This is a genomic window from Nitrospiraceae bacterium (assembly GCA_020632595.1).
GTDB lineage: Bacteria > Nitrospirota > Nitrospiria > Nitrospirales > UBA8639 > Nitrospira_E.
This window is the reverse complement of sequence record JACKFF010000016.1, coordinates 40,437-66,310: the sequence shown is the minus strand read 5'-3', so window position 1 is coordinate 66,310 and position 25,874 is coordinate 40,437. Positions and strand designations below refer to the sequence as shown.

Here is a 25,874-nt window from a genome sequence, read left to right as displayed (position 1 = left end):
AAGGCTATTATATGATGAGTTATTCCGACATCCTTCCCCAGCTGTTTGACACTCTCAAGCCTTTTACCAAACAAGGCTTTCGGTTAAAAGAATCAACCGAGCTGGTCGCAGAACTGGGATTGGACTCCTTGCAAGTCATGCAAGTCCTTTTAAAAATCGAAGATCACTTTGATATTTCCATCCCTCTGAACAATCTTCCCAATATCCGAACAGTCAAGGACCTTGGTGAAGAGATTGAGAAGTTGCTGAAAGGGTAATCATGTCACTATTTGACAAATTTCTTCCCATTCAAGAAGCCCGAAACGAATTACTGAAAAGTGGGGTAAATCCCTTTCACATCACCGTCGAAAAGATCATTTCTCCGACAGAAGCGATCATCAACGGTCGCAAGACCATTCTGGTTGGCACCAATAATTACTTAGGATTGACCTTTCATCCTGACTCCATTCTAGCCGGCCAACAGGCGCTTGCCCAAGAAGGAACAGGCACCACCGGATCGAGGATGGCCAATGGATCGTTTGCAAGCCACAAGGCGCTGGAAAACGCCATCGCAGATTTCTATGGTGCGCCCCATGCAATCGTCTTTTCCACAGGCTACCAGGCCAATCTTGGAGTGCTTTCTGCTCTTGCAGGCCCAGGGGACACAATTTTGATAGATGGGGACTCCCATGCCAGCATATATGATGGATGCCGACTTGGAGGCGCAGAGATTATCCGGTTTAAGCATAACGACGTGGCCGATTTGGAAAAACGGCTTCGTCGATTGGGGGACCGAAGCTATCGGACCTTAATTGTCGTTGAGGGCATTTACAGCATGCTGGGAGATCGAGCCCCGTTGGCCGAAATCGTCGAAGTAAAAAGAAAATATGGGGCCACTCTGATCGTTGATGAAGCGCATTCGTTAGGGGTACTCGGACAACATGGCCGTGGCTTAGCCGAAGAAGCAGGAGTCGAACAGGACGTCGATTGCATTGTCGGGACATTCAGCAAAAGCTTGGGCTCGACGGGGGGGTTCGGCGTAAGCTTCCATCCCGAGTTCGAATTAATCCGATACACCAGTCGACCTTATATTTTCACCGCTTCTCCATGCCCATCGGTTGTTGCTTCGACACGAGCAACCATTCGCATCATCCAGGCTCATCCGGAACTTCGTCAACATCTATGGACCAATTCACGGCATTTGTACGAAGGGTTAACGAAGAGTGGGTACATGCTTGGGGCGGAGGTAGGACCCATCATTGCCGCAATGGTCCCCAATAAAGAATTGGCTCTCGCCATGTGGCAACAACTTTTGGAAAATGGGATTTATGTCAACCTCATGATTCCTCCTGCCACACCAAATGGCGAATGCCTCTTGCGTTGCAGTGTGAGCGCCGCTCATACACACAACCAAATTGAAAAAATTATTTCGGCATTTGCTGATTTGTCTCATGGAACTCAAATTGCTATCAACCCTGCTCACTTACAACCAGATGCAACCCTCAATTAAAAAATGCTAGCGTTTCGATTAGCTGTCGAAACGACAATCCTGATCATTCCCCAAATGTCCAATGTCACGTCACCGCTCTAGACCCAACGGCATCAGGGTAATACCCGAAAAAATCATCTTGGAGGTCAGAGAAGGCACAGCTTCCTCTGGAAAAACTCCCGTTCGGATTTTCGTTGGCAGCGAATCGGCCCAAGGCCGAGCCGAACGCATCCTCATCTGGTCGATTGAACAGGTTCGGGATCCGGCTCGCGTATACGAAATTTATCTCATGAAGGAATTAAAGGGATTTGACCGAGGCAAATGGCTCACGGGGTTTACAAATTATCGGTTTGCGATCCCGGCATTTGCCGGCCAGGCCGGGCGAGCGATTTACAACGATGTCGATCAAATCTACCTGGTGGATCCTGGAATATTATTCGACCACGATTTGAACGATCATGGCTTTCTCTCCATTGCACGGAATGATACTTCGGTGATGGTCATGGATTGCCAAAAAATGGCCGCCATCTGGTCCCTTGATGCCGCAAAATTCGAGAAAAAAAACGCACTGGTGCAGCGCGCCTTGGAAGTACCCAATCTTTGGGGTCCATTGGAGCCCGAATGGAATGCCCGTGATGAGGAATATCGGGCAGGACAATCTAAGGTCCTCCATTATACGGCCCTCCACACGCAACCTTGGCAGCCCTTTCCCCAGGAATTTGTGTACCAAAAAAGTCCCGAGGGTGACATTTGGTTTAATTTGGAGCACAGTGCCAATCAAAAAGGATTTCTTTTATTTTCCCGGAAACACCCTTCCTCCCTATTTACAGAATTTGCTAAACAGACGAGAGATCGCCGGAATATTGCCCCGACGAACCCATCTCCTTATCAGGATGTCGAGACCATACACGAACTTCAAGACGCGATGCGCACCCTCCAGGCCAAGTCGCTTTTGTATTGTCATTTTGGGCCACTGTTCGAAAGTATTCCCGAACACCTTCGGGCTACAGACCTCTCCTCATTAACCATGACCACAATGGATCTGTGTCAGGAAAACTCTGGCCCTCTGCCTTCCCGACAATTCGACCTGGTCCTGTCACCCGGTGGGCTTCATCTCGTCCCGGATGAAGATATCCCCTGGGTTATTGAAGAAATGTTTAACCGTGCACATGGCATGGTCTATATAGCGATAGAAATCACCAACCCCGACCAATCCAATGCTGCTGAAACTCCTCACGCCTGCTTGAAACAAAAAATTAACCGGTGGATGGGTCACCTTGAATCCATTGGTGCCCGCTATCCGGCAATTCACTGGAAGCTTGTGTCCCACACAGAAGCACCTAAGGGAATTCCGCAAAGATATATCCGTTGTGGAGGCCATTGGATCGGTTCTCCCCCGCGAACCTGGATACTCTCGGACGGCAAAGTTGGACATACCACTCAATCAGAAGTACTCGCGAAGTCGTTGGGATGGCCTTATGAAATTAAACAGTTGCGGTTCTACGGGTGGCATAAAATTCAAAAACTCGTGTGGGGATTATTCCCTCCAAATATGATAGGCGTAGATAGAGCCCACTCTTCCCCCCTCTGTCCCCCATGGCCAGACCTCGTGATTTCTACCGGATGGCGACCAGCACCAATTGCCAGATGGATTCGTGAACAAAGCCGGGGGAAAACACGTCTCATTCAATTGGGGCGAAAAGGAGGATGCTCGGCTGACTTATTTGATGTGGTCATCACTCCGTCCTATTACGGCTTCCCTCCACATCCGCACCGCATCGAGACAGTGGCCCCATTGAACGAATTAACTCAGGACAGTTTGGATAGGGTGAAGCAGCGATGGCCAAATCTTTTCGACAACGCTCCACATCCTCGCATTGTCTTCGTCGTGGGAGGTGCCACCGCACGGTTCAAATTTACTCCCGATATGGCTCGCACGATTGGTGGCCAACTCAAACAGCTTGCGCAAAAATGCCATGGGAAAATATTTGCCGTCACGTCTCCCCGAACGGGCAAAGACCTGAGTCACGCTCTTGAGTCAACATTGCTCCCTGAACATTTTGTGCATAAGTGGGAGCCAAACCAGCCTGACAATCCTTATTTCGCCTATTTGGGTGGTGCCGATGTCATTATCGTCACAGGAGAAAGCGAATCCATGTTGGCGGAGGCGGCTTCTCTGGGCAAGCCGGTTTATATTGTTCCACTTCCGGAAAATTCCCCAACATGGAAAGTACGGCTCAGTGAGAAGATTATTCAACGAGCCCAATCCCAGCCCTTGAATAAACGGGGAACGGCTCGTCCACAGCAGGGCTTGGAACGGCTGTGCGCCCGGTTGATTCGTGCGGGTTTGGTGCAACCACGTCGAAATCTCACCATGCTGCATGATTCCCTTATCAAGAATGGAATAGCCCGGCCGTTCGGAGAACCCATCACAAACGGAACACGCCCACAATTAAAGGAAACAGAAACGGTCGCCCGAAAAGTCAAAGCCACTCTTGGAATCTTTGATCACCTGTGACCACGTCCCCATCAGCACAGCCGGAGCAAAACACTCTCCGAAACATGCCAGGATATTTATGAAATGACAAAACCACGACGCCGTCTCACCATTCCCGTTGAAATCTTTAATAGGGAATTTGACGCCAAAGTTCTGCTTTCCTGCTTCGCAGCAGAGCGTGGATTTACCGTCATTATTGGGGAAAAACACGAAATTCAACTCAATCTGGCCGCTTTACCCAAATCCATCTACCTGCCCACCAATCTTCATAACCGGAATGCCATCGTCTTCTCTCTTCTGGCGCAATTGGGGCACTCATTGGTAGGAACGGACGAGGAAGCCATTGTGTATTGTTCGCCAGAAGTGTACGTGAAAGAAAAATTGGGCTCGACGGAATTTTCCCGGCCCAACCTCTTTTTAGCATGGGGACCAGAAAATGCCAGAATCTGGAAAGCACAGCCCACATACAATGGAATGCCTCTGCATATAACCGGAAATTCCCGGGTAGACTTACTACGGCCGGAAATGCGCCAATATTGGACACCGCAAGTCGAAACAATCCATAAAAAATTTGGGAAGATCATCCTGATTAATACCAATTTTGGTAAATTGAACCACTTTAGGCCCAACAAGGGCGCTGAAAAGGAGGCACTCGAACGAGCGGCAGTTTCACCATCGGACGTGGACGAATTTGATCTGGGAATGGCCAGGCACCGTCTGGCGCTATTCCAGTATTTTCAGGAAATGGTCGGCCAAATGGCCGCAGCCTTTCCCGGTCATACCATCTTGATCCGTCCTCATCCCTCTGAAAACCACGAAACATGGAAGCAGGCCGCCAACGGATATACAAACGTCCAGGTGCATATTGAAGGGCATGTCATTCCCTGGCTATTGGCGGCCGATGCCATCATTCATAATAGCTGCACCACCGGCTTGGAAGGATATGTCCTGAAACGTCCCGTTTTTTCCTATCAACCAATCATCTCCGACCGTTTTGACAAACAACTTCCGAATGCCGTTAGCCGCCGGGCAACATCCTCCCGGGAATTAATTGAACTCATCAAAACAACGCTTTCAGGTGTTCAGACTCCACAGGAAAATGCCTCTGAAGCCAAAACACGGTTAATTGAACAATATCTCGCGGCCCTCCAAGGGCCTTTTGCCTCAGAAAACATTGTAAAGACCCTGGAAACATTCGACGCCACCTGTTCACCCCCGAGCCCGAAATGGGGAACGGTATTTGCCGCAAAATCTCAGGCCCTCGGCAGAAAATTACGACGCCGATTCAACGCTCATTTTCGCATGGGAGATCAAAACCGATCACAACGCTACAATTATCTGAACCATATTTTCCCCAATATCACCCTGGCGCATATCGAAGAACGCATTGGGCGATTGCAACGCGCATTAGGTAGATTTCACCACACACAAGTCAGGCCTCTGCACGACAATATTTTTGAAATATTTCGCCACTAACGACTCCATCATGAAGAATGCCTATAACCGCAATCATGCTGAGCATGCATGGGCATCCATATACCAAATCTCGTGAACATTCTAAGGAGGATACATGTTTAACGTAAAAATTTTTGGAGCCGGGTCTATCGGCAACCATCTGGCTCATGCCTCCCGTTCCCTGGGTTGGAACGTCACAATCTGCGATGTGGACCAGGCGGCATTGGATCGAACCAGACAGACCATTTATCCGACTCGATATGGAAAATGGGATGAGGCCATCAAGCTTTCCCTGGTCAAAGACGCCCCGAGAGGAGGATTTGATCTCGTGGTTGTTGGAACTCCTCCAGACTCCCACCTTTCCCTGGCACTTGCGGCTCTTGAGGAAAAACCCAAAGCCATTCTTGTGGAAAAACCTCTCTGCCCCCCGAACTTGGAACAGGCCCAAACATTACAAAAGATGGTGATCGAGTCTGGCACATTTGCCTTTGTGGGATATGACCACGTCGTGGGAAAGGCCGCGCAGGAAACGCTCCAAGCCGGTCGCCAATTATCCGCCATTGAGACCATTGACGTGGAATTTCGTGAACATTGGGGCGGCATCTTCGCAGCTCATCCCTGGTTACAGGGTCCACAGGACAGTTATTTGGGGTTTTGGAAACGGGGTGGAGGTGCCAGCGGGGAACATTCCCACGCGATCAACCTCTGGCAATTTTTGAGTGGGGGCCTGGGGAAAGGCCGCATCACGGAAGTCTCCGCGACACTGGATTATGTCCAGACAGATATGGTGGAGTACGATAAACTCTGCCTGCTTAGCCTGAGGACTGAAGCAGGGTTACTGGGAAGGGTGGTGCAGGACGTCATTACCTCCCCTTCCAGGAAGTGGGCAAGAATTCAAGGAAATGACGGTTTCGCGGAACTTACTATCGGGCACCAACCAGGAGTCGATAGAGTCGATTGGAAAACCGGTGGCCATGACACCCAATTCCGTACCATTCAAAAAACGCGACCGGATGATTTCATCTGGGAATTACAGCATATCGAGGACGTCATGACAGGCAAGACAAAAGAATCCGTCCTCTCATTGGAACGAGGCCTGGAAACCATGCTGGTGGTCGCCGCCGCGCATCTCTCGTCAGCCAAGAAACGCACTGTGCGCATTGATTACCGGAAAGGGTATACACCAGAGGCATTAGAATTGCTGTAGATCTGCCAGAGGAAGGGGAAAAGCATGATAGACCAAGATTTTAATTTCCATGATTTATTCATATTGGATCTGGCCAATAACCACCAGGGAAGTGTGGAACACGGCCTGGGAATTATCCAATCAATGGCTGAGGTGATCAAACGGCATCAAGTCCGGGCAGCGATCAAATTCCAATTCCGCCAACTCGACACCTTCATTCATACCGATCACCAGTCAAACAGCGAGCTCAAATACATCCAACGATTTCAATCCACCCGATTGGACCAGACCCAGTTCCAAACATTGCTCAATGAAGTATGGGCCCAAGGGCTGCTAGCCATGTGCACGCCCTTCGATGAAGAGTCTGTCAATATTGCCGTCGACATGGGTTTTAATGTGTTGAAGGTCGCCAGTTGTTCAGCCAAGGATTGGCCGCTTCTTGAGGAAATTGCCGGGGCCGGGCCGCCGGTCGTGTGCTCAACCGGTGGTCTGACATTAGAGGATATCGACAATGTGGTGAGTTTCTTCCAACATCGGGCCGTACAATTTGCGCTCATGCACTGTGTGTCGGTGTATCCAACTCCTGACCCCTTGATGAACTTGAATCAAATTCAAATGTTACGCAACCGGTATCCTAATATTCCTATCGGCTGGTCCACGCATGAAAACCCCGGTGATACCGTCCCTGTTCAAATTGCGGTCGCTCTTGGAGCCAGACTTTTTGAACGGCACATCGGATTGGAAACCGAATCCATCAAATTGAATGCCTACTCTTCCACCGCACAACAAGTAGACACCTGGCTGGAAGCCTATCATCGGGCAAAAGTATTGTGTGGCCCAAAAACCCGACCACCGGCCTCCGAAGTGGAACAGTCCTCCTTGGACGGCCTTCGTCGGGGGGTCTTTGCCAAACGGTCAATTAAAAAAGGCCGGGAACTTACACGGGACCTTGTGTATTTTGCCATGCCCTACGTCGACGGGCAGATGGAAAGCGGAGCATGGAAGGAAGGCTATACGGCCGTCCAGGACATTACGCCGGACCAACCGGTCATGCGGGACGCTGTCGAGATCACCATCAATCAAGGTCTGGTGACCCTTAAACAGGCGATTCACGAGGTCAAAGCCTTACTCAACGAAGCCAACATTCAATTAGGCAGTGAGTTTAAAGTCGAATATTCGCACCACTACGGCCTTGAAAATTTCCGACAAACCGGCGCAGTCATTATCGAATGCATTAATCGGGAATACTGCAAAAAACTCGTCATTCAATTGCCGGGACAGCGACACCCTTCACATTATCATGCGAGGAAGGAGGAAACATTTCAAATACTTTTCGGGATCCTTCACGTCAATATCGACGGATATCCCCGCATTATGCATCCCGGTGAAACCATTCTCATCCTGCCTGGAGTGTGGCATTCCTTTTGGACAGACACCGGAGTTGTCTTTGAAGAAGTGTCCACCACCCACTATAACAACGATTCCTTCTATGCCGACAAACGAATCAATAAGCTGCAACGATCCGAGCGGAAAACCATGGTTGATCATTGGGGACGTTTTCAAATCGCCCAGCAGCCAGCATCGGAGAAGGCTCCTGAAGTGCCATTGCCCGATCCTCATGCGCAATGATTGCTTGCGTCGCATTCGATTTTGATGGGACGCTGGTTGATTCCAACCAGATGAAGGTTCAGTCCTTTTATAAGATTGTCGAGAATTATGATCCAAGCGGAGACACCGTCACCGACGTTCTTCAACGGTGCTCTCATAAGGATCGATACGGAATCACCCGTGAACTTGCCCGGGAATTCATGGCGAAAGGTCTTATTCCGCCCCACACAGGCCCGGAGGTCCTCGGCTCACAATGGGCCGAGACGTACACAACCACCTGCGAAGCGGCCGTTGTCGGATGCCCGGAAGTCCCTGGGGCCTCAAGAATACTCTCATGGCTGATGAGTCAAAAGATTCCTCTATACCTCAACTCAAGAACGCCGGCCAAAGCCCTCAATCGCCTTGTGACACTCCGAAACCTCACCCACTATTTTTCGGGAATATATGGAGCCCCGGCCAGTAAACTCGAAAATTTGCTGCACATCCAAGGGCTCATTCAGGCAAGACCGGAGGAAATACTCTTTGTCGGAGATAGTGAAGATGACTGGAAGGCTGCAGCTGAATTTGGCTGCCACTTTGCCGGAGTCATTCTTGGTGGTAACAGCCGATTCACACAGATACCACCACTCCATATGACAAGCCTGGCTGCACTCAGAACCATCGTGGAAAATCTACAGGAGAAACGAAATGACCTTTGCCCAAACCATTGAGCATCTCAACACCGCCTTTCAGTGAAGATTCTTTACACTTTTGTACCAGGAAGTTATGATTTGCACAAAACCGATGAATACATCATCAACGGCGTGTATCCCTAAAAAGACCCTATGATAGGTAGTCGACGCATACTGACCGTGTGTCCTGCCAGGGGCGGCAGCAAAGGAATTCCGCTCAAGAATCTGACTCCATTCCACGGAATCCCGTTAGTTGCCAGAGTTGGGCAGTTGGTGAAAGAAATCCCCATGATCGATCGAGCGGTGGTCTCGACCGATCATCCTGAAATTGCCGAGTGTGCCAAACAATCAGGCCTGGATGCCCCTTTTTTCCGGCCTCCGGACCTCTCAGGTGATCGAATATCGGACGCGCCGGTCTTGATCCATGCGTTAGAAGAAATGGAGCGACTGGATGCTGTGCGGTATGACATTGTGATCATGCTCCAGCCGACTTCTCCTCTTCGTCGACCAACGCATGTCATACACGCCGTTGAGATGCTGGTGAATGAACAGTGGGACGCCGTATGGACCTTGTCCGAAACTGATTCTAAGTCACACCCTCTCAAACAACTGACCCTGGACTCAGGCAGGATTGGCTATTATGATCCCAACGGGAGCCGAATCATTGCCCGGCAACAACTCACCCCGGTTTATCACCGAAACGGGGTAGCCTATGTCATGACGCGAAACTGTCTTCTGGAAGGAAAGAGCATCATGGGTAAACGGACTGGAGCGCTTATCCTCGATGAGTATCTGGTCAGTATCGATACCATGTGGGATTTGGAGCTTGCCGAATACATTTATGCCAAAAATCAGGCATAAGGTCTGCGTTTAAATCAGGATGTGGATGAACCATCTGTGAATCAGGGGTCATCTCGCAGGTCGAATTGCTCCATTGCCATGCATATCCCCTATATGCATCCCCGAACAGACCAACCGAAGCATTTCCTCAACATTCCACTTGTTCTCACAAGGAAAGGAATGGTGTCTTGAGTAATTTCCTAGGCCAACCCTTTCAGGCAATGGATCGAGATCGCGTAGAAAAGGGAAACTGTGACCTCTGCCGTTCGACAGAAGCCTGTGTTATCGCAGAACCATCGGAACTGAATTGCCGCATTGTCATATGCATCCACTGTCAATTGATGTACGCGTTTCCACAAATTGAACAGGAGGATTTGGACAAATTCTATGAAAGTCGCTTTGCCAACGACCCCGGTAGCCGCAGTAGGCCCGGGGAAGGAATCGAAGATGAAGATGACATTCAAAAACAGGATGCTGTCGCAGAGTGGGGGTTGAACATCATCAACCGTTTCATTCAGGTTAAAGACAAACGGATTCTCGACCTGAGATGCCAAACCGGTGCACTCTCGGCACGGCTCCGGGCTGGAGGAGCGAACGTATTCTGCGTAGAGCCGTTCGAAAAAAATAGATGGTACGCTAGCGAGCGACGCGGATTATCCGAAATCTTTCCATTGCCATTTTCCCGGTTTTCCCAGTTACCGATTCCGTTTCAGGGACCCTTCGATGCGGTCAATGTGCTGACACATCATGTCCTGGCCCACGTCTTGTCCCCCCGCCTGCTTCTGGAAAAAATTTTCAGCATGCTCGCGCCAGGGGGCTATCTTTTTCTTGACGAGAAAGATGTGCTGAAGCCGGCTCGGTACAAAACCGGATCGGTATTTCAGTCAGGTCCGGTGCATCAATATCATCTCACTGCACAGACCACAGCCAGATATCTTGAAGCAGCCGGCTTTGTAGTAATTGAATGCGCGATTGACAACGGCCGGACGAGCGATTTTCAGCATATCCGGGCGGTAGCACAAAAGCCTGAGGCTCAAAACCTTTCCAGAGTACCATCTCAGACCATTCAGCATGATTCATCCCTAGAAAGAATCAGATGGCGATTATGGTGGCTCAAGCAGACATGGACACTTCGACAGCTCTCTTTCTCAGGAAAACGCAAAACCCATAAATTTCTACGCCGAATCCGTCGACGGATTGCATCCACCTAACATGCAGAGTCTTGTTAACATAATGCCAAAATGAGGAAAGCCCCGATCTTTTAGCTAGAAAGTCGATCGGGTTCAAGATCGTGGAATTATGATATGGGACTGGCAATGACCATTGCAGGCCATAGGCGAATTTTGTGGGGAATGTCAGAAAACACAAGATAAATTCGGATTACTCAATTCTGCAGGTAGCGTTATTCTTCCATCCTTTGGCACTTCAGGCCCATTTGTTGCGGGCACGGCTGTCTCTGGAGCCTTATTGGGGGCAGGCAAAGGTGCGACGGAGGCCTATGCAGGAGGGAGAGGAAATTTCAAATCAATTATTGGTGGGGCATCAAAAGCAGGCATTGAAGGGGCAATAACATCTCCTTTCACAACCGCTTTTTTCACTGCCCTTGGTCTGCCTTTCGGGGGAGGGGAAAGCACCACTCCGTATAAGGATTTTTCATTTTCATTTAGTGCTCCTGATGGGAAGGGTTTGGGTGACGTTGTTCCTTATGGAATAACACTGCCTCGTGGCTTGACGAATTCAGTTGGAGAAGCTGGGCTTATTGTAGGTATTTCAGAAATACGCAGGTAGGGACGAAGTTGAGAGTTGGCTAGGGGAATAATTTCTGGAATTCTTGCAGACAATGGGTCACAGCTTTATGAATTTGGGTTTGTAATTTTTCGCCACGATTTTCGATTAATTCAGGGACATGCATGGAATTTACCCAAGTTGGCCTATCCAAAGAAAATGAGCCGTACTCTTTCGGTCGTAACCATCCCCCCATATTTGTCATTTCCGATGGGTAATGACATAAATGCTGGTGGATAACAGACGGGCCGTCAAGGTCAATAAACCGGATTATCCCTGAATATTGAAATTGATACGGCATTTTTTTGGGAGGAAGAAAATCACCGTTTTCAGATCCGGTAGGAACAAGATCCCAAAAATACGTTTGTATATCGATGACTTTTCCTTCTCTCAAGTTTTTCCTAAGGTCCATCAGATTTTCATTCAGGGAAACCCCTTGGGGCAGAGCAAGATTGGTGAAGTGATATTTATCTTCTAACGTCGCCATGATTTGATTCCTAAGCGTGTGTGTCGGGTCAATAAGTTCTAAGGGAGATGGGAGTTCCAGCCATTTTTCAACTTTTTCTAGATTTAGATTAACTACTCCCGTGAATGGCAGCGAATAAGGCATGATCCACCACGCAAATTCCGGGGATGGATAATCCACAATATAAACGTGAGATGCGTTTTTCAGTTCAGCGACGTCTTCAAGAGATAGTAGGACTTTGGCGTTCCCTCCCCCGCATCCATAAAGCCCGAACAGCAGAACCAACCATAACCCTATGGGTATTTTTACTCTGCGTGTGTAAGTCATCTTGGCATCATATGAATGTGTAACTATTCATCTCAACTTCTGACTTGCAGATCCATACATTTTTCCCGGAATTTTACAGCAAGAAGATGCAGGGTAAGAGAAAACGGAGCGATTGTGGAGGTAAACTGTAGCTGGGACATTCATAGGCGTTGGTGATATGGGAAGGTTTGGATATTGGGAAAAGGGGCAAATGTGGCCAATAAGTTTAAAACCAACAATGGGCTTTGGTTGGCCTCCATATTTAATGCTAGTGGAAATGGTTGTGATTCTACAATTTTGAAATACTTACTCAATGTCGGTGCTGATCCCAATGAAACCGAAACAGGATGCAGCTATAGTCCTCTTATGTTTTCCGCAAATATTAGGATCCTCAAGCAAGTAAAGTGTTCCGCTCTGTCTGGTAGAGGTTAACCATCAAGCCAATGATGGGACGACGGCTTTAATCGTCGCCGCATGGAATGAAAAAAGATGTCGTCCAGCTTTTATTGGCATCTGGTGCGGACCCAACAATACAAATAGGCCAATTGGGCGGATCATTGAATAAGGGGCTTGGGCCAATAGATACAGCGTTATCAGAGGCTACGCAACGAGGACATAACAAAATGGTCGGAATACTGGAGGCAGCCGAGAAAAAGACCAATCAAAGTAAAAGGCTTGGGACCAGATCTTGTTATGCAACATGTTTAAAATTTAGGCGATCAAAGATGAATGGCCCGTCCTGGCGATTCAAATTCGCAATCCCTTTCTTAATGGATTCTTTTAAGCGCCTGATCTTTTTATTCTCCCCATCATGCTGCGATTTGCCCTTGCTTGGCAGTGCCGAAGTTCGGCCCATAGAGGTTAGGCTAAGCCGCTATCAAAACAATTTTCTATCTACGAAGATTGTGCCATCACAATTAAGGTTCCGATGTACTCCTAGGCAATAATGTAGGCACAGATGCGATACGGAAGTCGATCGGCTTTAAGATCCTAGAATTACGATATTGGACTGGCAATGACCATTGCCGGCCATAGGCGAATTTTGTGGGGAATGTCAGAATACACAAGATGGGGCTCGAGACCATCCTGGCGCAATTCGTCAACTCTCCCACGAAAATATTGGTGGCTGGTATGATAGAAGTACCGGATGCCTTTATCATTGAAATCAGAAAAAGGTTCGATCATGATGACATATTTCCTTGCAACCCTGGCCAATTCCTGAAGAGCCTGATGGCGAATTTCTTCCATGGCTTCTAAGGCCAGCACGGTATAGACCACATCAAAACTGTTATCCGCAAAAGGCAGATTCTTGGCACTTCCCTGATAAAAATTGACGCGCCTATTTGCATTCACGTCTATAATTTTATCGGGGGCAAAATTGACGATATCCTGAGAAAGACAAGACATCGTTCCGATCTTTTTTGCTGCCAAGGCTCCCTGCCTGGTCAATTCCAAACCGGAGAATTGTATTGCAGGGAAGTACCCGGATAGAACAAACAGATTAATGCCATAGCCACTTCCAACCTCAAGAACGCTTTCGGGTTGCACGGCCTCAAGAGCCCGTTTCAACAAGAGAAGGTGTACACGTTTTGTCCCGATTCCTCTGGCTAACATTCTATCCTCTCCCCACAAACACGGAGTAGCCTTGCCTATCGTGCTCAGGTGCGCGCCAGTCTCGGTAGAACCCCAAAAGTTCTCGTATGTGTTTTTAACTTTATACTGCCGCCCCCCAAAAGAGGTGTTCAAACGCTTGAAAATTTTCTGTTGCCAAAATTCAAGAAATTTTTTCCGCCAAGATCGAAACACTCTACGCTTCCAACGAATATCGCTACTGCGAAAACGTTGATGAACGAATGGTTCAAACGCGGAGTAAATTTCCTCACGTGACACACGAACATTCAATGGTAAAGATTGAGCCATAAGCCGTCGCCTCTTTTTTATTCTAAAATGAGATCTATCATTCTTACGATATTGCTATCGAACCCTTCACGAACACGGGCACGGCCAGCGTGGCCTACAAATATACGGGCAAGGAATTGGATGACAGCACGGGCCTCTACTTCTATGAAGCTCGGTACTACGACGCGACTCTCGGCCGGTTTATCTCAGCCGACACCCTGGTACCCAATCCAGGAAACCACCAAGATTTTAATCGATATACCTATGGGAATAACAACCCCATTCTTTTTAATGATCCCACGGGACGATTCGGGATCAAATCCATCACAAACGCCTTTAAAAAGGCTACCCGAAAATTGAAAAACACACTAGGCAGTCCGGGATTCACTGTACTCAGCTTTGGTATTCAGGTTGGTATAGTTCCTGTCCCTTTCCTCTCACCTATTCAGTCCGGCATTCTTGGGACCGGATTATTAACGCAGTCGAAAAGCGGACGGTATGTTTTGGCGGGAGAAATTATTATTGGCACGGCCGCAGCAAGTATAGCCTGTGCACCATGTGCTCAAGCAGCCGTTATAAATGGAGCGGCTTTTGGTACCGCGATTACAGGAGGATTTGGCGCGTATAGTGCGGCTCAAAATGGGGGAGATATTAGTAAGGGCTTGTTATTTGGTGCCGCCATGGGAGGAGCGGCGGGAGCATTAAACGGGGGCACCACAGCGGAATTTAACTTTTCATACGATTGGTTCCCAGGAGTTAAAATTGGTAAAGTCTTTGCTCTCAGAATAGGCGCTGGCGCTATTGCCGGAGCAGCAGGAGGCTCTACAGTGGGATACGCAGGAGGTGCCGGAAGTGTAAATGATATTATGCATGGTGCTTTTCATGGAGCAATTGTCGGTGCAGCGGTGGCTGGGGCTTTTACTACTATAGATTATTTGGGGGGTATCGAATTAGGCATTGGGGAAGTAAAAGGCCTTCCTGGGCAATCTCCTGAAAGCCAAGCAATTAATCTTGATGCCTTAACTGGTACAGTTTCCCCATCAACAGTACAGTCTTTGTCCAGAACACCTTGGGTGTCTAGTTTAGCGGTTTCAGGGGCATCGAGTTTTGATGTGTTAAGTAATGGAAGATTAACAGGCTTAGCTCTGCAAAAGATTGGAAACAAAGGTGGAAATTGTTCAATTGAATTTGAAGGTGAATCCGGCTGCGGGCTTGGACAACCCTAATTATTGGCCCAATAATGAAACTAATTGAGGTCGGTTTTCCAAAACATACTTCAAAAATGAGATCAAAAGTTTGGACAAATTTTAGTATTTGGTTTTCAGGTATATTTTTAACTTTGCTATTTCTAGTTGGATGTTCTTCTAAATTGCACGTTGAAGCTTATCGAGGAAATGTACTATCGGTGAAAGAAATTCTCGATAATGGAGAAAAGATTGCTAAGACCGATTATAGGGGCTGGACTGCATTACATTATGCTGCCAAAGGTGGACAAGAAGCCATGGTTGAATTACTCCTTGATAAAGGGGCAGACCTTAATGCTCGAGGAAATCGGGGAGAAACTCCTTTACACGTTGCTACCTATTATTGTCATGAAAGAGTTGTAGCTTCCCTGCTAGATAAACGGGCATCATTTTCAATGAAGTATAAGAGTGGAAAGATTTGGGTAAATCCTCTAATGATTGCTGGCTCTAATGGATGTGATCCTAAGTTAGTAAAGCATTTACTAAGGGCTGGTGCAGATCTTAAGGAAATTGAAGAAAAGTACGGATTTAGTCCGCTTATGTTCGCGGTCGCGGGTGGGAATGTCCAAACAGTCCAGGTGTTGGTAACTGCTGGGGCAGATGTAAATCATCAAGCCAATGATGGAATAACTGCATTGATTGATGCTTCTGCTAGAGGTAATTCTGAAATAGTAAGAATTTTGTTAAATCACGGAGCAAACAGTTCGGTCAAAATGAATTCGGATCCATGGGGAGATTTAGCAAAAGGAGGACTAGAGGTTGGAGATACAGCATTTTCAGTGGCTAAACGACGAGGACATAGCGAAGTAGTCGCAATACTGGAGGCTGCCGAGAAAAAGACTAATTAAAGTAAGAATGTTGGGAGCAGTCTTTGTCATACAATATGCCTAAATTTTAGACTATCCGGGATGGCCACTCCATACGTATCCAAATTCTCCATTGTCTCCTAACAGGATCCTTTGTCCGCGTGGCCATTTCATTCTCCCCACAATGAGGAGGTTTGCCCTAGGTGCTTGGCATGAACTGGGTCGGCCCATAGGTGGTTAGCTAATCCATTATCTCAACAATTTTCCCATCGTCGACGGTTGATCATCAAAATTCAGATTCCGATGTGCTCTTGTCATTTATGTAAGCCCATATGCCATACGGAAACTGATTGGATTAATGGATCCCTAAGGCCAGCCTCTGAACAAGGTCCGGCTTAAATCCAGGAAGGTCGGAAGGTACAGTGAATGGGGCCGTGGGTCGGAACGCGGAAAAGCAATTAAGAAATTGGATGATCAGGACCACGCGATCTCGTCGATTACACCGGCTCCCATAGTGAAGACAGCGGGACGTGTCCAGGAACGCCCCTGAGCCTGGCGGTCCGATCAACTTCACCTCATGATTTCTTCCCCCTCCCTCATAAATTCGTTCGTCCTGCACACGACCAAGCACACGCCCGATCGCTCTCTGCACCTGATGGGATATATCGGCGGGAAGAAAGGTCAGCGGCCCCTGGTCCTCCTTCGTTTCAAAGATATTCATAAATATTTTGACCTGTCTGAGATCTTCATAATCGAAGTGGAAGAGCTGGCTGGAGCGAGCCGTTTCATTTTCAGGTGACCAACAAAGCCGGGCTCCGGTTAACTTCGGTACCGTTCCCAGATACGCGGCTGCGGCATCAAGAATAGGGCGGGACACCATAAACCTGAGCAATTCCGGATGGCGGCAGAATTCGGCACCTTCAAGAATCGGGAACAGAAATTTCTTATGAGGATGTTTTTGAAAATATTCCGGGGGAAAATCCGCTCGTGATTGCTGATACACTGCTTCACAATACCTGACAATGCGATCGGTTCCTTCAATATCGTCAGGCCCAAACAGCCGGTATCCGGCTCTGTCTGAAATGGTGATCCGGGGCTTCGGGACCGCAATAATTTCTCCGGCCAATCGCTTTCGCAAACGGTATTGCATGGGGCTACCGGTGATTTTCAGGGCGCGATAAAATGGCCGAATCACCCACGGGGGAATTCTCAGATTTTTATGCAGTACCTTATGCAGCCGATTCTGACGAATGGGCTGCTTGACCATTTCCGAGGTTTCAGAGGATAGAGGCATCGGTACGATCCCATGCGGAAAATTGGAAAAATTGCCCGTTCAGCCTAATCTTCATTGGTCTTCCATGTGGATGCCATGAACGATCCATGCAAATGGACATCTTGGCAAAGCGTTTCATGATTCCTGAAAATACGGGTTCTGTCAATCATTCCCGTGAGCCCCCGTGCCACAGCATGCCCCAATTTGAAAATCCTTATTCATTCTCGAGAAAACCTATGGTATTCTGTAGATCGTGTCTGACAATTGGATATTAAATGCCTTTTGCCTGTAATTCTGTGAAGCGAGTACCTGTCAATCGAAACATCAAGGCGCAAACTTTCCTTTTAACAAAATGGGAACACTCGTTCTTTTACGCCACGGAGAAAGCCTATGGAACCGCGAAAAACGGTTTACAGGCTGGACCGATATAGGATTAAGCCCAAAAGGTGTCATTGAAGCGCAGCGGGCAGCCCAAATCCTCAAGGGGAAAAGAATAATGTTTGACCTGTGTTTCTCATCGGTATTAAGCCGAGCGCATGAAACGGCAACCATTATACTGCAGAACATGGATTTACCCTCTGTTCCGGTGCGGAGGAGTTGGCGGCTGAATGAACGTCATTACGGCGCTCTCCAAGGAATGACCTGGTGGGAAGCATCAACACAGTTCGGTGCGAAACAAGTCCTGATATGGCAGCGCCACTTTTCCGCGGTTCCACCTTCCCTTTCTCCTCAGGATCCTCGATTTCCAGGCCTGGATCCCTTATATGCAGATTTGAATTCTCAGGACCTTCCTTTGGCAGAAAGCCTTCAGGACACCCAACACCGGCTTATTCCTTGCTGGGAGGAAGACATTGCTCCCCTGCTGAAAGAGGGAAAAACGATTCTGCTGGTTGCACACAACAACAGTATCCGAAGTTTGCTACAATTTCTCCTTCATCTCGATGAAGCCAGCATCAAGCAAATCACGATGAGAACCGGAGAACCCTTGGTTTGTAAATTTGACGCCAACGGGAATCTTATCAGCTACTCCTATATGCGGTGGAAGCCGAGATTGAAGGATTGCACTCAAAAGTTGTTAAAATATTGCCTCCCCTAAAGTTCATTATTGATTGATTATTTGTGGTTATGACGTACCTAAACTTTCCCGCCCTGGAAGCTATTCCTGCCCAATTCTTTCAGGAAGCCAAGCCCTATCCGTGGATGAATCCCCCGGATCTCCTGACGGAGGCAGGCTATCAAGGCCTGGTTGAGACTCTCCCGAATGTCTCCATGTTTCAAAAGCGTTTTGGGGTCAAGCGGGCTCACGGGCAGCAAAGCCATGATCGCTACACATTAGAGTATGGCCCGGGCTTACCTCTCTCTCCTCATTGGAATCAATTTCTAGCTGAACTTCAGGGAAAGCCCTATTCGAATTTTTTAAAACGATTATTTGGGGTCAAGTCCCTTGCATTGAATTTTCATTGGCACTATACCCCCAATGGATGTTCTGTTTCTCCACATTGTGATGCCAAACATAAACTTGGTTCTCACATTTTCTACTTTAACACGAAAGAGGATTGGGACCCTGCCTGGGGCGGCGAGACCGTTATTCTCGACGATCAAGGGCGGTTTAGCCGAAAAAGCGCTCCCAGCTTTGAAGATTTCCCGCAATCGTTGGCTTCAACCGCCATTGGGAATTTCAGTCTGATATTTCAACGATTGGATAAATCCTGGCATGGGGTCCGCCCCGTTCAATGCCCGGAAGGGCACATGCGAAAGGTGTTCATTGTCGTCATCAATCGGCTCTCGCTGGCTGACCGGATCCAGCGGGTCTTTGGAAAAAGCCCTAAGGGTTACTAATTTTCTCCATACGTTCCAACGCTCATTGCCGATACTCCTACAGTCCCCGATACCCTTCGAAATAGTCTGGCTTTATGGCTTTCCAATCCCTTTCAAAAAATGCCCGTTTCGTCCACTGAGCGAGAAAACACAATTCGATAAATCCATAATAGGCTTGAATATCGGGCGCGCCCTTGGTCGCCAACAATCGGAAAAACTCGTTTTTGAATGGATTCAGCCATCGCACCAGGGCTTTGGCAGCACCCATGCCTATGAGATACTCACTGACGAGGCCTTCCACATCGACAGCACACAGCAAATGGGTCTTGGGATTGAGCACAAAGTTTTTCTTGACGGGGTCGGTATAATCGAACCCGATCCAACAGTGTGTAGGCTGCAGGGCATCCACGGATTTTCTCAGCTCCCCCAACAATCCATTCGAAAGAATCCCAATCTGATTGAGAAAATACAGATCCCGGTCCAGGCGATCGGGGAACAAGGTCGTATTCGTTTCCACCAACCGGGAAGCTTCAGAATATAAACGGCTATAAAACATGGCCACTTTTTCAACGAGTGAGTCATCAACCTCTTTGATGAGACGCCCTTGAACAAACTCCACCCAGATTTCCCGCTCATAACGAATCACCATATTCGGGAAGATCCCCTCCCCCCGGAAGCACTCGAGATTCCGCTCAATTTCAAGAGCCAGGGAAGAATCACAAAAAACCAATCGCTTAAATTGCTGCCCATTGATTGTCACAAAATGTAGGCTTTTATCCTTTTGCAAGCGGACGCCGAAAAGCCTTGATAAAAAATATCGGGCTCGCTTCCAGAAAAAGGGCGATCGTTGTTTGACCTGTAATTGAAAAGACATCGTGTTGAAGAGTGTTTGGGTGCAACTCGTGGTGTCAAAAAACCAAAAATTTGGAAAACAGGGGATACATCGGATATGATTTGAGACCCCTAGAGAAGAATGCGTGACTACCACCTGCCTGAGAAGCTCCGATTCCCGCATCGGCACGTGAACTTTCAGGAGATGTGTTATGAACTTTTTTTAAAAAAGAGTCAACATCTTATCCGATTTTAGCTCCAATAGCGCATGAATTACGAACTCATCTGGTAACACTGAAACCTTCCGGTCAGACGACGATGATTGACAATCCAAAAGTTACCGTATTTATCCCGGCGTATAACCGCGAAAAATATATTGGAGACGCCATTGAAAGCATTTTGGCACAAACGTTTACCAATTTCGAAATACTCCTCATAGACGATGGCTCGAAAGACCGCACCATTGAAATCATGCGTTCATATCAAGATCCTCGTGTGCGCATCATCAGGAATGAACACAATCTCGGGATTCCCAAGACCCGCAATAAAGGCATTGAACAGGCTCGTGGTGAATTTATCGCCATGTTAGATAGCGACGATCGGGCGTTTCCAACGCGTCTGGAGAAACAGGTCAGCTTTCTGGATGCCCATCATGATTATGCACAAGTAGGAAGCTGGTGTCGCATGATGGACGAACAAGGCCGGCCATTAAAACGGATCAAGCGTCAGCCCATTTTACCTGAGGACGTCGACATTCAACTTTTGTTTCGATGTTCCCTGAGTAACCGATCGATAATGGCCCGGACTAAAATTTTGCAGGAATATGGATATCGAAATGACTACCCACGCTGTCAGGATTATGACCTCCACGTGAGACTGGCCCAAAAGTATAAACTCGCCAACCTCCCTGAGTGCCTGGTCTACGGCCGTATACACGCCGATCAAATTACCAGTCAGACAGTAGAGCTGGGTGATGAAAAAAAGCGGGCCATCATCCGCCATCAACTCAACGTCTTGGGGGTCCCTTTCACCGAGGAGGATCTCGGTCCGCATTTGACCTTGTCCCGCATGCGAAAAGCCCAATTCACGCCGGACGATGATTACCTTCAATGGGCGGAAAATTGGTTACGGAAACTTCAAGAAGCCAATCGGCAAACACACCGGTATTCGCAGCCTGCAATGGCACAAGCAGTCAGCGAAAAGTGGATACGGACCTGTTGGGCGGCCTGGAACGGCATGGGGTGGAAGGCTCTGAAATATTATGTGCACTCCCCTCTGCGCAAAAGCCTCGGCAATACCATACGAGAACATGTCCTCACCCGATCAGCCCAGCATCTATTCAATTAGGTCTCAAATCAACTTTTAATCATATGATGACGCCGAATTCCCCGGATTTCGCCCCACTCCCGAGTCCATCGATCAAGAGAGAAGATGAGCCACCAGACCGTAAGCATCTTGCGATATTTCTACCATCTCTTGCCGGGGGCGGCGTGGCAAGGGCTATGGTCTATCTCTCAGAGGCCTTTGCCGATCGCAACCACAGAGTGGACCTGATCTTATGTCAGGTCTCGGGGCCCTACCTGGACAGGATTTCCCCGAAGGTTAAGGTCATCGGGCTCAAGGGGGGCACAAAATGGCGGGGATGCTTCCATGCCGTGTCAGCTGATGTTGGAGCTTTCTGGTCAATGCTCCTCCCAATCCTGCTCTCGTCTCATCCTCCCAAAACTATCGGATATCTTCCTGATCTGGTTGAATATTTACGGCGTGAGAAACCAGATACGATGCTCACGGCGAAAACCCCTGCGAATCTCATCGCCTTGTTAGCCGCGCGCCTTGCAGGTGGCAGAACTCGCGTGGTGATCAACGAACAAACCAGCTTATCTCCCATCATCAAGACATCCAAAAAGTGGCGTTGGCGTTTCCTTGCTCCTCTCTTACAACGCGTGTACCCATGGGCAGATGAAATCGCGACCGTGGCGGATGGCGTCGCCGAAGATGTGTCCTCGTTAACGGGAATCCAACGTGATCGCATTACGACGATTTACAATCCGGTGGCCCTCACCCAGGTACAGGAAAAAGCCCGCATCCCGGTTGACCATCCGTGGTTTCCGGCAGATACTCTGCCGGTCATCCTGGGTGTCGGGAGACATGTGCCACAAAAGGACTTCGCGTGTCTCATAAAGGCCTTTGGACGAGTGCGTTCTGTGCGCCCAGCCCGGCTGGTGATCCTCGGGGAGGGAAGGATGCGTGATGAGCTTGAAAAGCTGGCTGAAACCTTGGCCCTCACCCAAGATATTTCCATGCCCGGATTTGTCGACAATCCCTTCGCCTTTATGGCCAAAGCTTCGGTATTTGTGCTCTCGTCAGCATGGGAAGGTTGTCCGAACGTCCTGATCGAAGCGTTAGCATGTGGATGTCCGATTGTCAGCACAGACTGCCCGAGCGGGCCTACTGAGATTCTCCAAAAGGGAGCCTTTGGACCATTGGTACCGGTCGGTGATGACAAAGCGCTGGCCGAAGCTATTCTCGGAGTCCTTGACCGTCCACTTGGCCAGGAGCAGCTGCGTGCCCGCGCTACGGAATTCGAGGTGGGCAGGATCGCGGAAAAGTACCTCCAGCTTATGTCGGCAACCTAATTTCTCTTCACATGACTCTGTTAAAAGAGGCGTGATATTGATAGAACCACATGAGAACCGGTTTTCAATAGGGACCACACTCGCGAAGTCTTGTATTTCTCCCTTTATAAATTCCGGGTTATGCGGAAGAAAGCTTCTCGTCATATCGCGCCCGCTCCTCATAGCAAATCACTATGGTTACCGGAAACCTATCGCACGAAGCTTCTATTTGGTGAGACAGCATCATCATGGCCAGGAAGTATATCCCCGTAAAGCTTCCAGCCAATAGGCAAAATAGCCAGCTGACAGAGAATCAAATGACGTTGAAAATCCTGTGACCACATCTCCCTTCTCAACCCGCATATCTCTCTTCGATGGCGCCGCAAAACAGCGTCTGAGTGTCATTGTCGCGATTGGGCTGAGCCTGATGATCTCCTTTACAGGTATTTTCGATCATGAGCTGATTGCCTCCGACGAGATTCGAGTCGGCGAGATCGGGCGGGAAATACTCATGAGTGGCAACGTCCTTGTTCCCACCTTAGGCGGGGAGGCTTTTATGGAGCACCCCCCTTTATATTACTGGTTGATTTCGGTCGCATTCCGTGGTTTTGGCGTATCCGACGGCGTCGCACGATTTCCCAGTGCCATCGCGGGGTTTTTAACCCTCTTACTTGCCTTCGACCTTGGCCGGCGACTTGCGGGCCCGGGTAGCGGCGTGATGACAGTCCTGGTCTTGAGCACCATGTGGGGATTCTTTCGGCATGCGCATCGTTCCATGGTGGACCCGCTGCTCTCGTTGTTTGTCCTGCTTGGATATTGGGCGTTTGTGCTTGCCATGTTCGGGGAAAAATCACGGAATGGCCATCCTACCCATTTACCCTTCTCGGCCCTGGTTTTCATCATTTATCTTGCAGGGGCCCTGGCATTCCTGACCAAAGGACCTGTGGGCGTCATCCTGCTCGGAAGCCCATTGGCTCTGGCAATCATATTTTGGGGTCGCTGGGACTTTTTACGTTCCTGGGCACACCTTCCCGGCATTCTCATTCTGATCACAGGATGTCTCATTTGGCCCATCCTGCTTTACCTCTACGAAGGGGAAGTCCTGTTTAAAGAATTTGTTGTGCACAACATCTTGTATCGCATTTTCCCCGATCCTGAACAGTATACAGGCGGCCACGTGAAACCTTTCTGGTACTACTTTCCCAAGCTGTTCAATCAAATAGGACCATGGCTCCTTACGCTTCCTGCAGCCTATTACTGGGCATTTCGGGACAAAATGCCCCAGCAGGATCTGAACTATTCAGGTCTGCGCTTCATTTCCATCGTTTTCCCTCTAGGACTCTTGTTGCTGAGCCTTCCCGGTACCAAACGGGAGGTATACCTGATGCCGCTGCTTGCACCTCTTGCCGTCTTTATTGGGGCCTGGGCTGCCTCGATGGCTATGCATGATACACCTTCACGGATCTCACGGGTGACGACCAACCTCCTCGGGACAGTGTCAGCCATCCTTCCTGCTCTGACAGCACTCATCATTCGCGTGTTTGCTCTTCTCCTGGCCCCTCTTGGCTTCCTTAGTCCCCGTACTAACCGCAAGTTTGCCTTGGCCAGTCTCCCTGAAACTTTGCAACACTGGTCGACTGTCGTATTCTCTTTCGCCAATTCATGGCGCACAAAGGCTCGGGCCATCCCGGCCTTTGCCGGATTGATGTTTACGATCATGCTCATGATCAATCTGCTTGCTTGGCCGGCTCTGGGAAGTGGACGGTTCTTGCGTCCTATTACCGTCGATCTCACAGCCATGGATGCCCTACCCCCACGACTGGCGGGCTACAAGCTACATGAAGAGATGCGGGGAGCTCTGCCATTTTACACCGGTCTTATTGCGCAAAACCTGCAATCACCGGAAGACGTGAGTCGTTATGTGCAGGAGAATCCGATGGGACTCTTACTACTCGGCAAGTACCCCCCCTCGCCCCTTTCCGATGATCTTGCTGCCACGCTTAGAGAGATTAAGGTTTGGGAGATGGCGGAGGGTCGCTACGTGCTCTACGATTTTTTGCCGGAACCGCACTAACTCATTAGAGCTGCCAAGCCGCAGTAAGGTATTTAAGGGTACAGGGGGAAGGACTTTTTAAATGCCCTGTGGGTTCTGTGGGTTCTGTGGGTTCTGTGGTCCCACAGCCCTCAACCGTGGGAAGCTGGCTTCCTCTCCTTGAAGCGCTAACATCCCGGTGCGTCCTTCTATCTCGTGAGAGATGACGCGATGCACAGGTAACGAGGAGACATCGAGGGAACGAGAAAGCTCTTCCATGGAATTGATCTTATACCCACGTTCTTTCCACCCAGAAAGCAGCGCTTCGAACACCGGCATAAATCGCATGCCCTCCAGCTCTGCATGCAGCGTGTATACATGTCCGCAAGGACCTGATTGTTCACTCCGTCTCAGGATTTCACCCACCACATTCTCTTCGGTAATTCCATCGACTCCGATCAGCTCATCGAGTGTGGGCAATGTCGTCGGTAACTGTGGGCACGCGAGGGGTTTACCGGCTACAAGAGGAAGAAACGGGTGCGTACCTCTGGTATCGCTGCAATAGGCAAATTTCAACTCTTCCTCCATGCGAAAAGCATGTTCGTTCATCTGCCAGCCGGCCGCACCGTGCGTGCGCGCAGAGACGCCAAAAATCTCTATGAACCGTTCGGCCGCCATGGTCATCTCATGCCGGGTCCACCTTTCTCCCCTGGTTGCAACGTAGTCCTGCCAGCGAATGTGATCATAGCAATGAATCCCGACGTCAAAGCCTGCGTCGCGCACCTCACGCATGATAGGGGCCGTCTTTCGCCCAATGTCCGGCCCAGGAAGCAGCGTGCCATAACACAACGTCTTAAGCCCGTAATTGGCCCCGACTGAGGTGCGCATCACTTTTTTGAGAAATCCGGGCCGAAAGATCCGGCGCAGGGCACGGCCTGTATGATCAGGCCCAAGGCTGAACAGAAAAGTCGCATTGACGCCATGACGGCCCAACATACGCAGCAGGTCAGGCACACCTTCTACCGTGCCTCGAAGGGTGTCAACATCGACTTTGAGGGCGAGGCGCATGGGGCG

General features: G+C 49.1%; 22 protein-coding genes. 17 read left to right on the top strand and 5 right to left on the bottom strand.

Annotation, left to right across the window (positions count from 1 at the left end):
- The first annotated feature begins 11 nt into the window (after positions 1-11).
- The 10 genes from H6750_19140 (at position 12) to H6750_19095 (ending at position 11,513) form a co-directional block, all read left to right on the top strand.
- Positions 12-257: an acyl carrier protein gene (locus H6750_19140; protein ID MCB9776424.1), complete on the top strand. Its 246-nt coding sequence runs from the start codon at positions 12-14 to the stop codon at positions 255-257.
- A gap of 2 nt (positions 258-259) precedes the next feature.
- A complete protein-coding gene (locus H6750_19135; GenBank protein ID MCB9776423.1) occupies positions 260-1,489 on the top strand; it encodes an aminotransferase class I/II-fold pyridoxal phosphate-dependent enzyme in 1,230 nt (409 codons plus the stop codon).
- Positions 1,490-1,607: 118 nt separating this feature from the next.
- Positions 1,608-3,986 (top strand): mitochondrial fission ELM1 family protein, encoded by a 2,379-nt coding sequence (locus H6750_19130; GenBank protein MCB9776422.1) that lies wholly within the window; start codon positions 1,608-1,610, stop codon positions 3,984-3,986.
- A gap of 63 nt (positions 3,987-4,049) precedes the next feature.
- The gene (locus H6750_19125) at positions 4,050-5,441 is read left to right on the top strand and encodes a hypothetical protein (protein MCB9776421.1); all 1,392 of its coding nucleotides are present in this window, start codon (positions 4,050-4,052) and stop codon (positions 5,439-5,441) included.
- A 94-nt stretch (positions 5,442-5,535) separates the two neighbouring features.
- Positions 5,536-6,627 carry a Gfo/Idh/MocA family oxidoreductase gene (locus tag H6750_19120; GenBank protein MCB9776420.1) on the top strand — a complete coding sequence of 364 codons (1,092 nt, stop codon included), beginning with the start codon at positions 5,536-5,538 and terminating at the stop codon, positions 6,625-6,627.
- A 24-nt stretch (positions 6,628-6,651) separates the two neighbouring features.
- Positions 6,652-8,235, top strand: a complete 1,584-nt coding sequence (locus H6750_19115) for an N-acetylneuraminate synthase family protein (protein ID MCB9776419.1) — start codon at positions 6,652-6,654, stop codon at positions 8,233-8,235.
- A gap of 50 nt (positions 8,236-8,285) precedes the next feature.
- Positions 8,286-8,924: an HAD family hydrolase gene (locus H6750_19110; protein MCB9776418.1), complete on the top strand. Its 639-nt coding sequence runs from the start codon at positions 8,286-8,288 to the stop codon at positions 8,922-8,924.
- 114 nt (positions 8,925-9,038) lie between these two features.
- Positions 9,039-9,746 carry an acylneuraminate cytidylyltransferase family protein gene (locus tag H6750_19105; protein ID MCB9776417.1) on the top strand — a complete coding sequence of 236 codons (708 nt, stop codon included), beginning with the start codon at positions 9,039-9,041 and terminating at the stop codon, positions 9,744-9,746.
- A 167-nt stretch (positions 9,747-9,913) separates the two neighbouring features.
- Positions 9,914-10,936 carry a class I SAM-dependent methyltransferase gene (locus H6750_19100; GenBank protein MCB9776416.1) on the top strand — a complete coding sequence of 341 codons (1,023 nt, stop codon included), beginning with the start codon at positions 9,914-9,916 and terminating at the stop codon, positions 10,934-10,936.
- Positions 10,937-11,192: 256 nt separating this feature from the next.
- Positions 11,193-11,513 carry a hypothetical protein gene (locus H6750_19095; GenBank protein MCB9776415.1) on the top strand — a complete coding sequence of 107 codons (321 nt, stop codon included), beginning with the start codon at positions 11,193-11,195 and terminating at the stop codon, positions 11,511-11,513.
- A gap of 19 nt (positions 11,514-11,532) precedes the next feature.
- On the opposite strand, the gene H6750_19090 is transcribed toward H6750_19095, so the two are convergent.
- Together H6750_19090 and H6750_19085 are read right to left on the bottom strand one after the other, a co-directional pair.
- Positions 11,533-12,303: a hypothetical protein gene (locus tag H6750_19090; GenBank protein ID MCB9776414.1), complete on the bottom strand. Its 771-nt coding sequence runs from the start codon at positions 12,301-12,303 to the stop codon at positions 11,533-11,535.
- 975 nt (positions 12,304-13,278) lie between these two features.
- Positions 13,279-13,896, bottom strand: a complete 618-nt coding sequence (locus H6750_19085) for a class I SAM-dependent methyltransferase (protein ID MCB9776413.1) — start codon at positions 13,894-13,896, stop codon at positions 13,279-13,281.
- Positions 13,897-14,234: 338 nt separating this feature from the next.
- Between H6750_19085 and H6750_19080 the strand changes: the two genes are divergently transcribed.
- Together H6750_19080 and H6750_19075 are read left to right on the top strand one after the other, a co-directional pair.
- A complete protein-coding gene (locus H6750_19080) occupies positions 14,235-15,407 on the top strand; it encodes an RHS repeat-associated core domain-containing protein (GenBank protein MCB9776412.1) in 1,173 nt (390 codons plus the stop codon).
- 14 nt (positions 15,408-15,421) lie between these two features.
- Positions 15,422-16,273 carry an ankyrin repeat domain-containing protein gene (locus H6750_19075; protein MCB9776411.1) on the top strand — a complete coding sequence of 284 codons (852 nt, stop codon included), beginning with the start codon at positions 15,422-15,424 and terminating at the stop codon, positions 16,271-16,273.
- A 313-nt stretch (positions 16,274-16,586) separates the two neighbouring features.
- On the opposite strand, the gene H6750_19070 is transcribed toward H6750_19075, so the two are convergent.
- Positions 16,587-17,525: a hypothetical protein gene (locus H6750_19070; protein ID MCB9776410.1), complete on the bottom strand. Its 939-nt coding sequence runs from the start codon at positions 17,523-17,525 to the stop codon at positions 16,587-16,589.
- Positions 17,526-17,856: 331 nt separating this feature from the next.
- Between H6750_19070 and H6750_19065 the strand changes: the two genes are divergently transcribed.
- Positions 17,857-18,600 (top strand): 2,3-bisphosphoglycerate-dependent phosphoglycerate mutase, encoded by a 744-nt coding sequence (locus tag H6750_19065; GenBank protein MCB9776409.1) that lies wholly within the window; start codon positions 17,857-17,859, stop codon positions 18,598-18,600.
- Positions 18,601-18,629: 29 nt separating this feature from the next.
- Positions 18,630-19,343 carry a 2OG-Fe(II) oxygenase gene (locus H6750_19060; protein MCB9776408.1) on the top strand — a complete coding sequence of 238 codons (714 nt, stop codon included), beginning with the start codon at positions 18,630-18,632 and terminating at the stop codon, positions 19,341-19,343.
- Positions 19,344-19,380: 37 nt separating this feature from the next.
- Here H6750_19060 and H6750_19055 read toward each other — a convergent pair whose 3' ends face one another.
- Positions 19,381-19,971, bottom strand: coding sequence for a hypothetical protein (locus tag H6750_19055; protein MCB9776407.1), 591 nt, complete (start codon positions 19,969-19,971; stop codon positions 19,381-19,383).
- A gap of 500 nt (positions 19,972-20,471) precedes the next feature.
- On the opposite strand from H6750_19055, the gene H6750_19050 reads away from it, so the two are divergent.
- The 3 genes from H6750_19050 to H6750_19040 all read left to right on the top strand — a co-directional run bounded on the left by H6750_19050 (position 20,472) and on the right by H6750_19040 (position 24,842).
- A complete protein-coding gene (locus H6750_19050; protein MCB9776406.1) occupies positions 20,472-21,500 on the top strand; it encodes a glycosyltransferase family 2 protein in 1,029 nt (342 codons plus the stop codon).
- Between the two features lie 23 nt (positions 21,501-21,523).
- Complete coding sequence (locus tag H6750_19045) at positions 21,524-22,789, top strand: glycosyltransferase (protein MCB9776405.1); 1,266 nt, start codon at positions 21,524-21,526, stop codon at positions 22,787-22,789.
- 313 nt (positions 22,790-23,102) lie between these two features.
- Positions 23,103-24,842 (top strand): glycosyltransferase family 39 protein, encoded by a 1,740-nt coding sequence (locus tag H6750_19040; protein ID MCB9776404.1) that lies wholly within the window; start codon positions 23,103-23,105, stop codon positions 24,840-24,842.
- 57 nt (positions 24,843-24,899) lie between these two features.
- Here H6750_19040 and H6750_19035 read toward each other — a convergent pair whose 3' ends face one another.
- Positions 24,900-25,868 (bottom strand): 4-deoxy-4-formamido-L-arabinose-phosphoundecaprenol deformylase, encoded by a 969-nt coding sequence (locus H6750_19035; protein ID MCB9776403.1) that lies wholly within the window; start codon positions 25,866-25,868, stop codon positions 24,900-24,902.
- Positions 25,869-25,874: the final 6 nt, after the last annotated feature.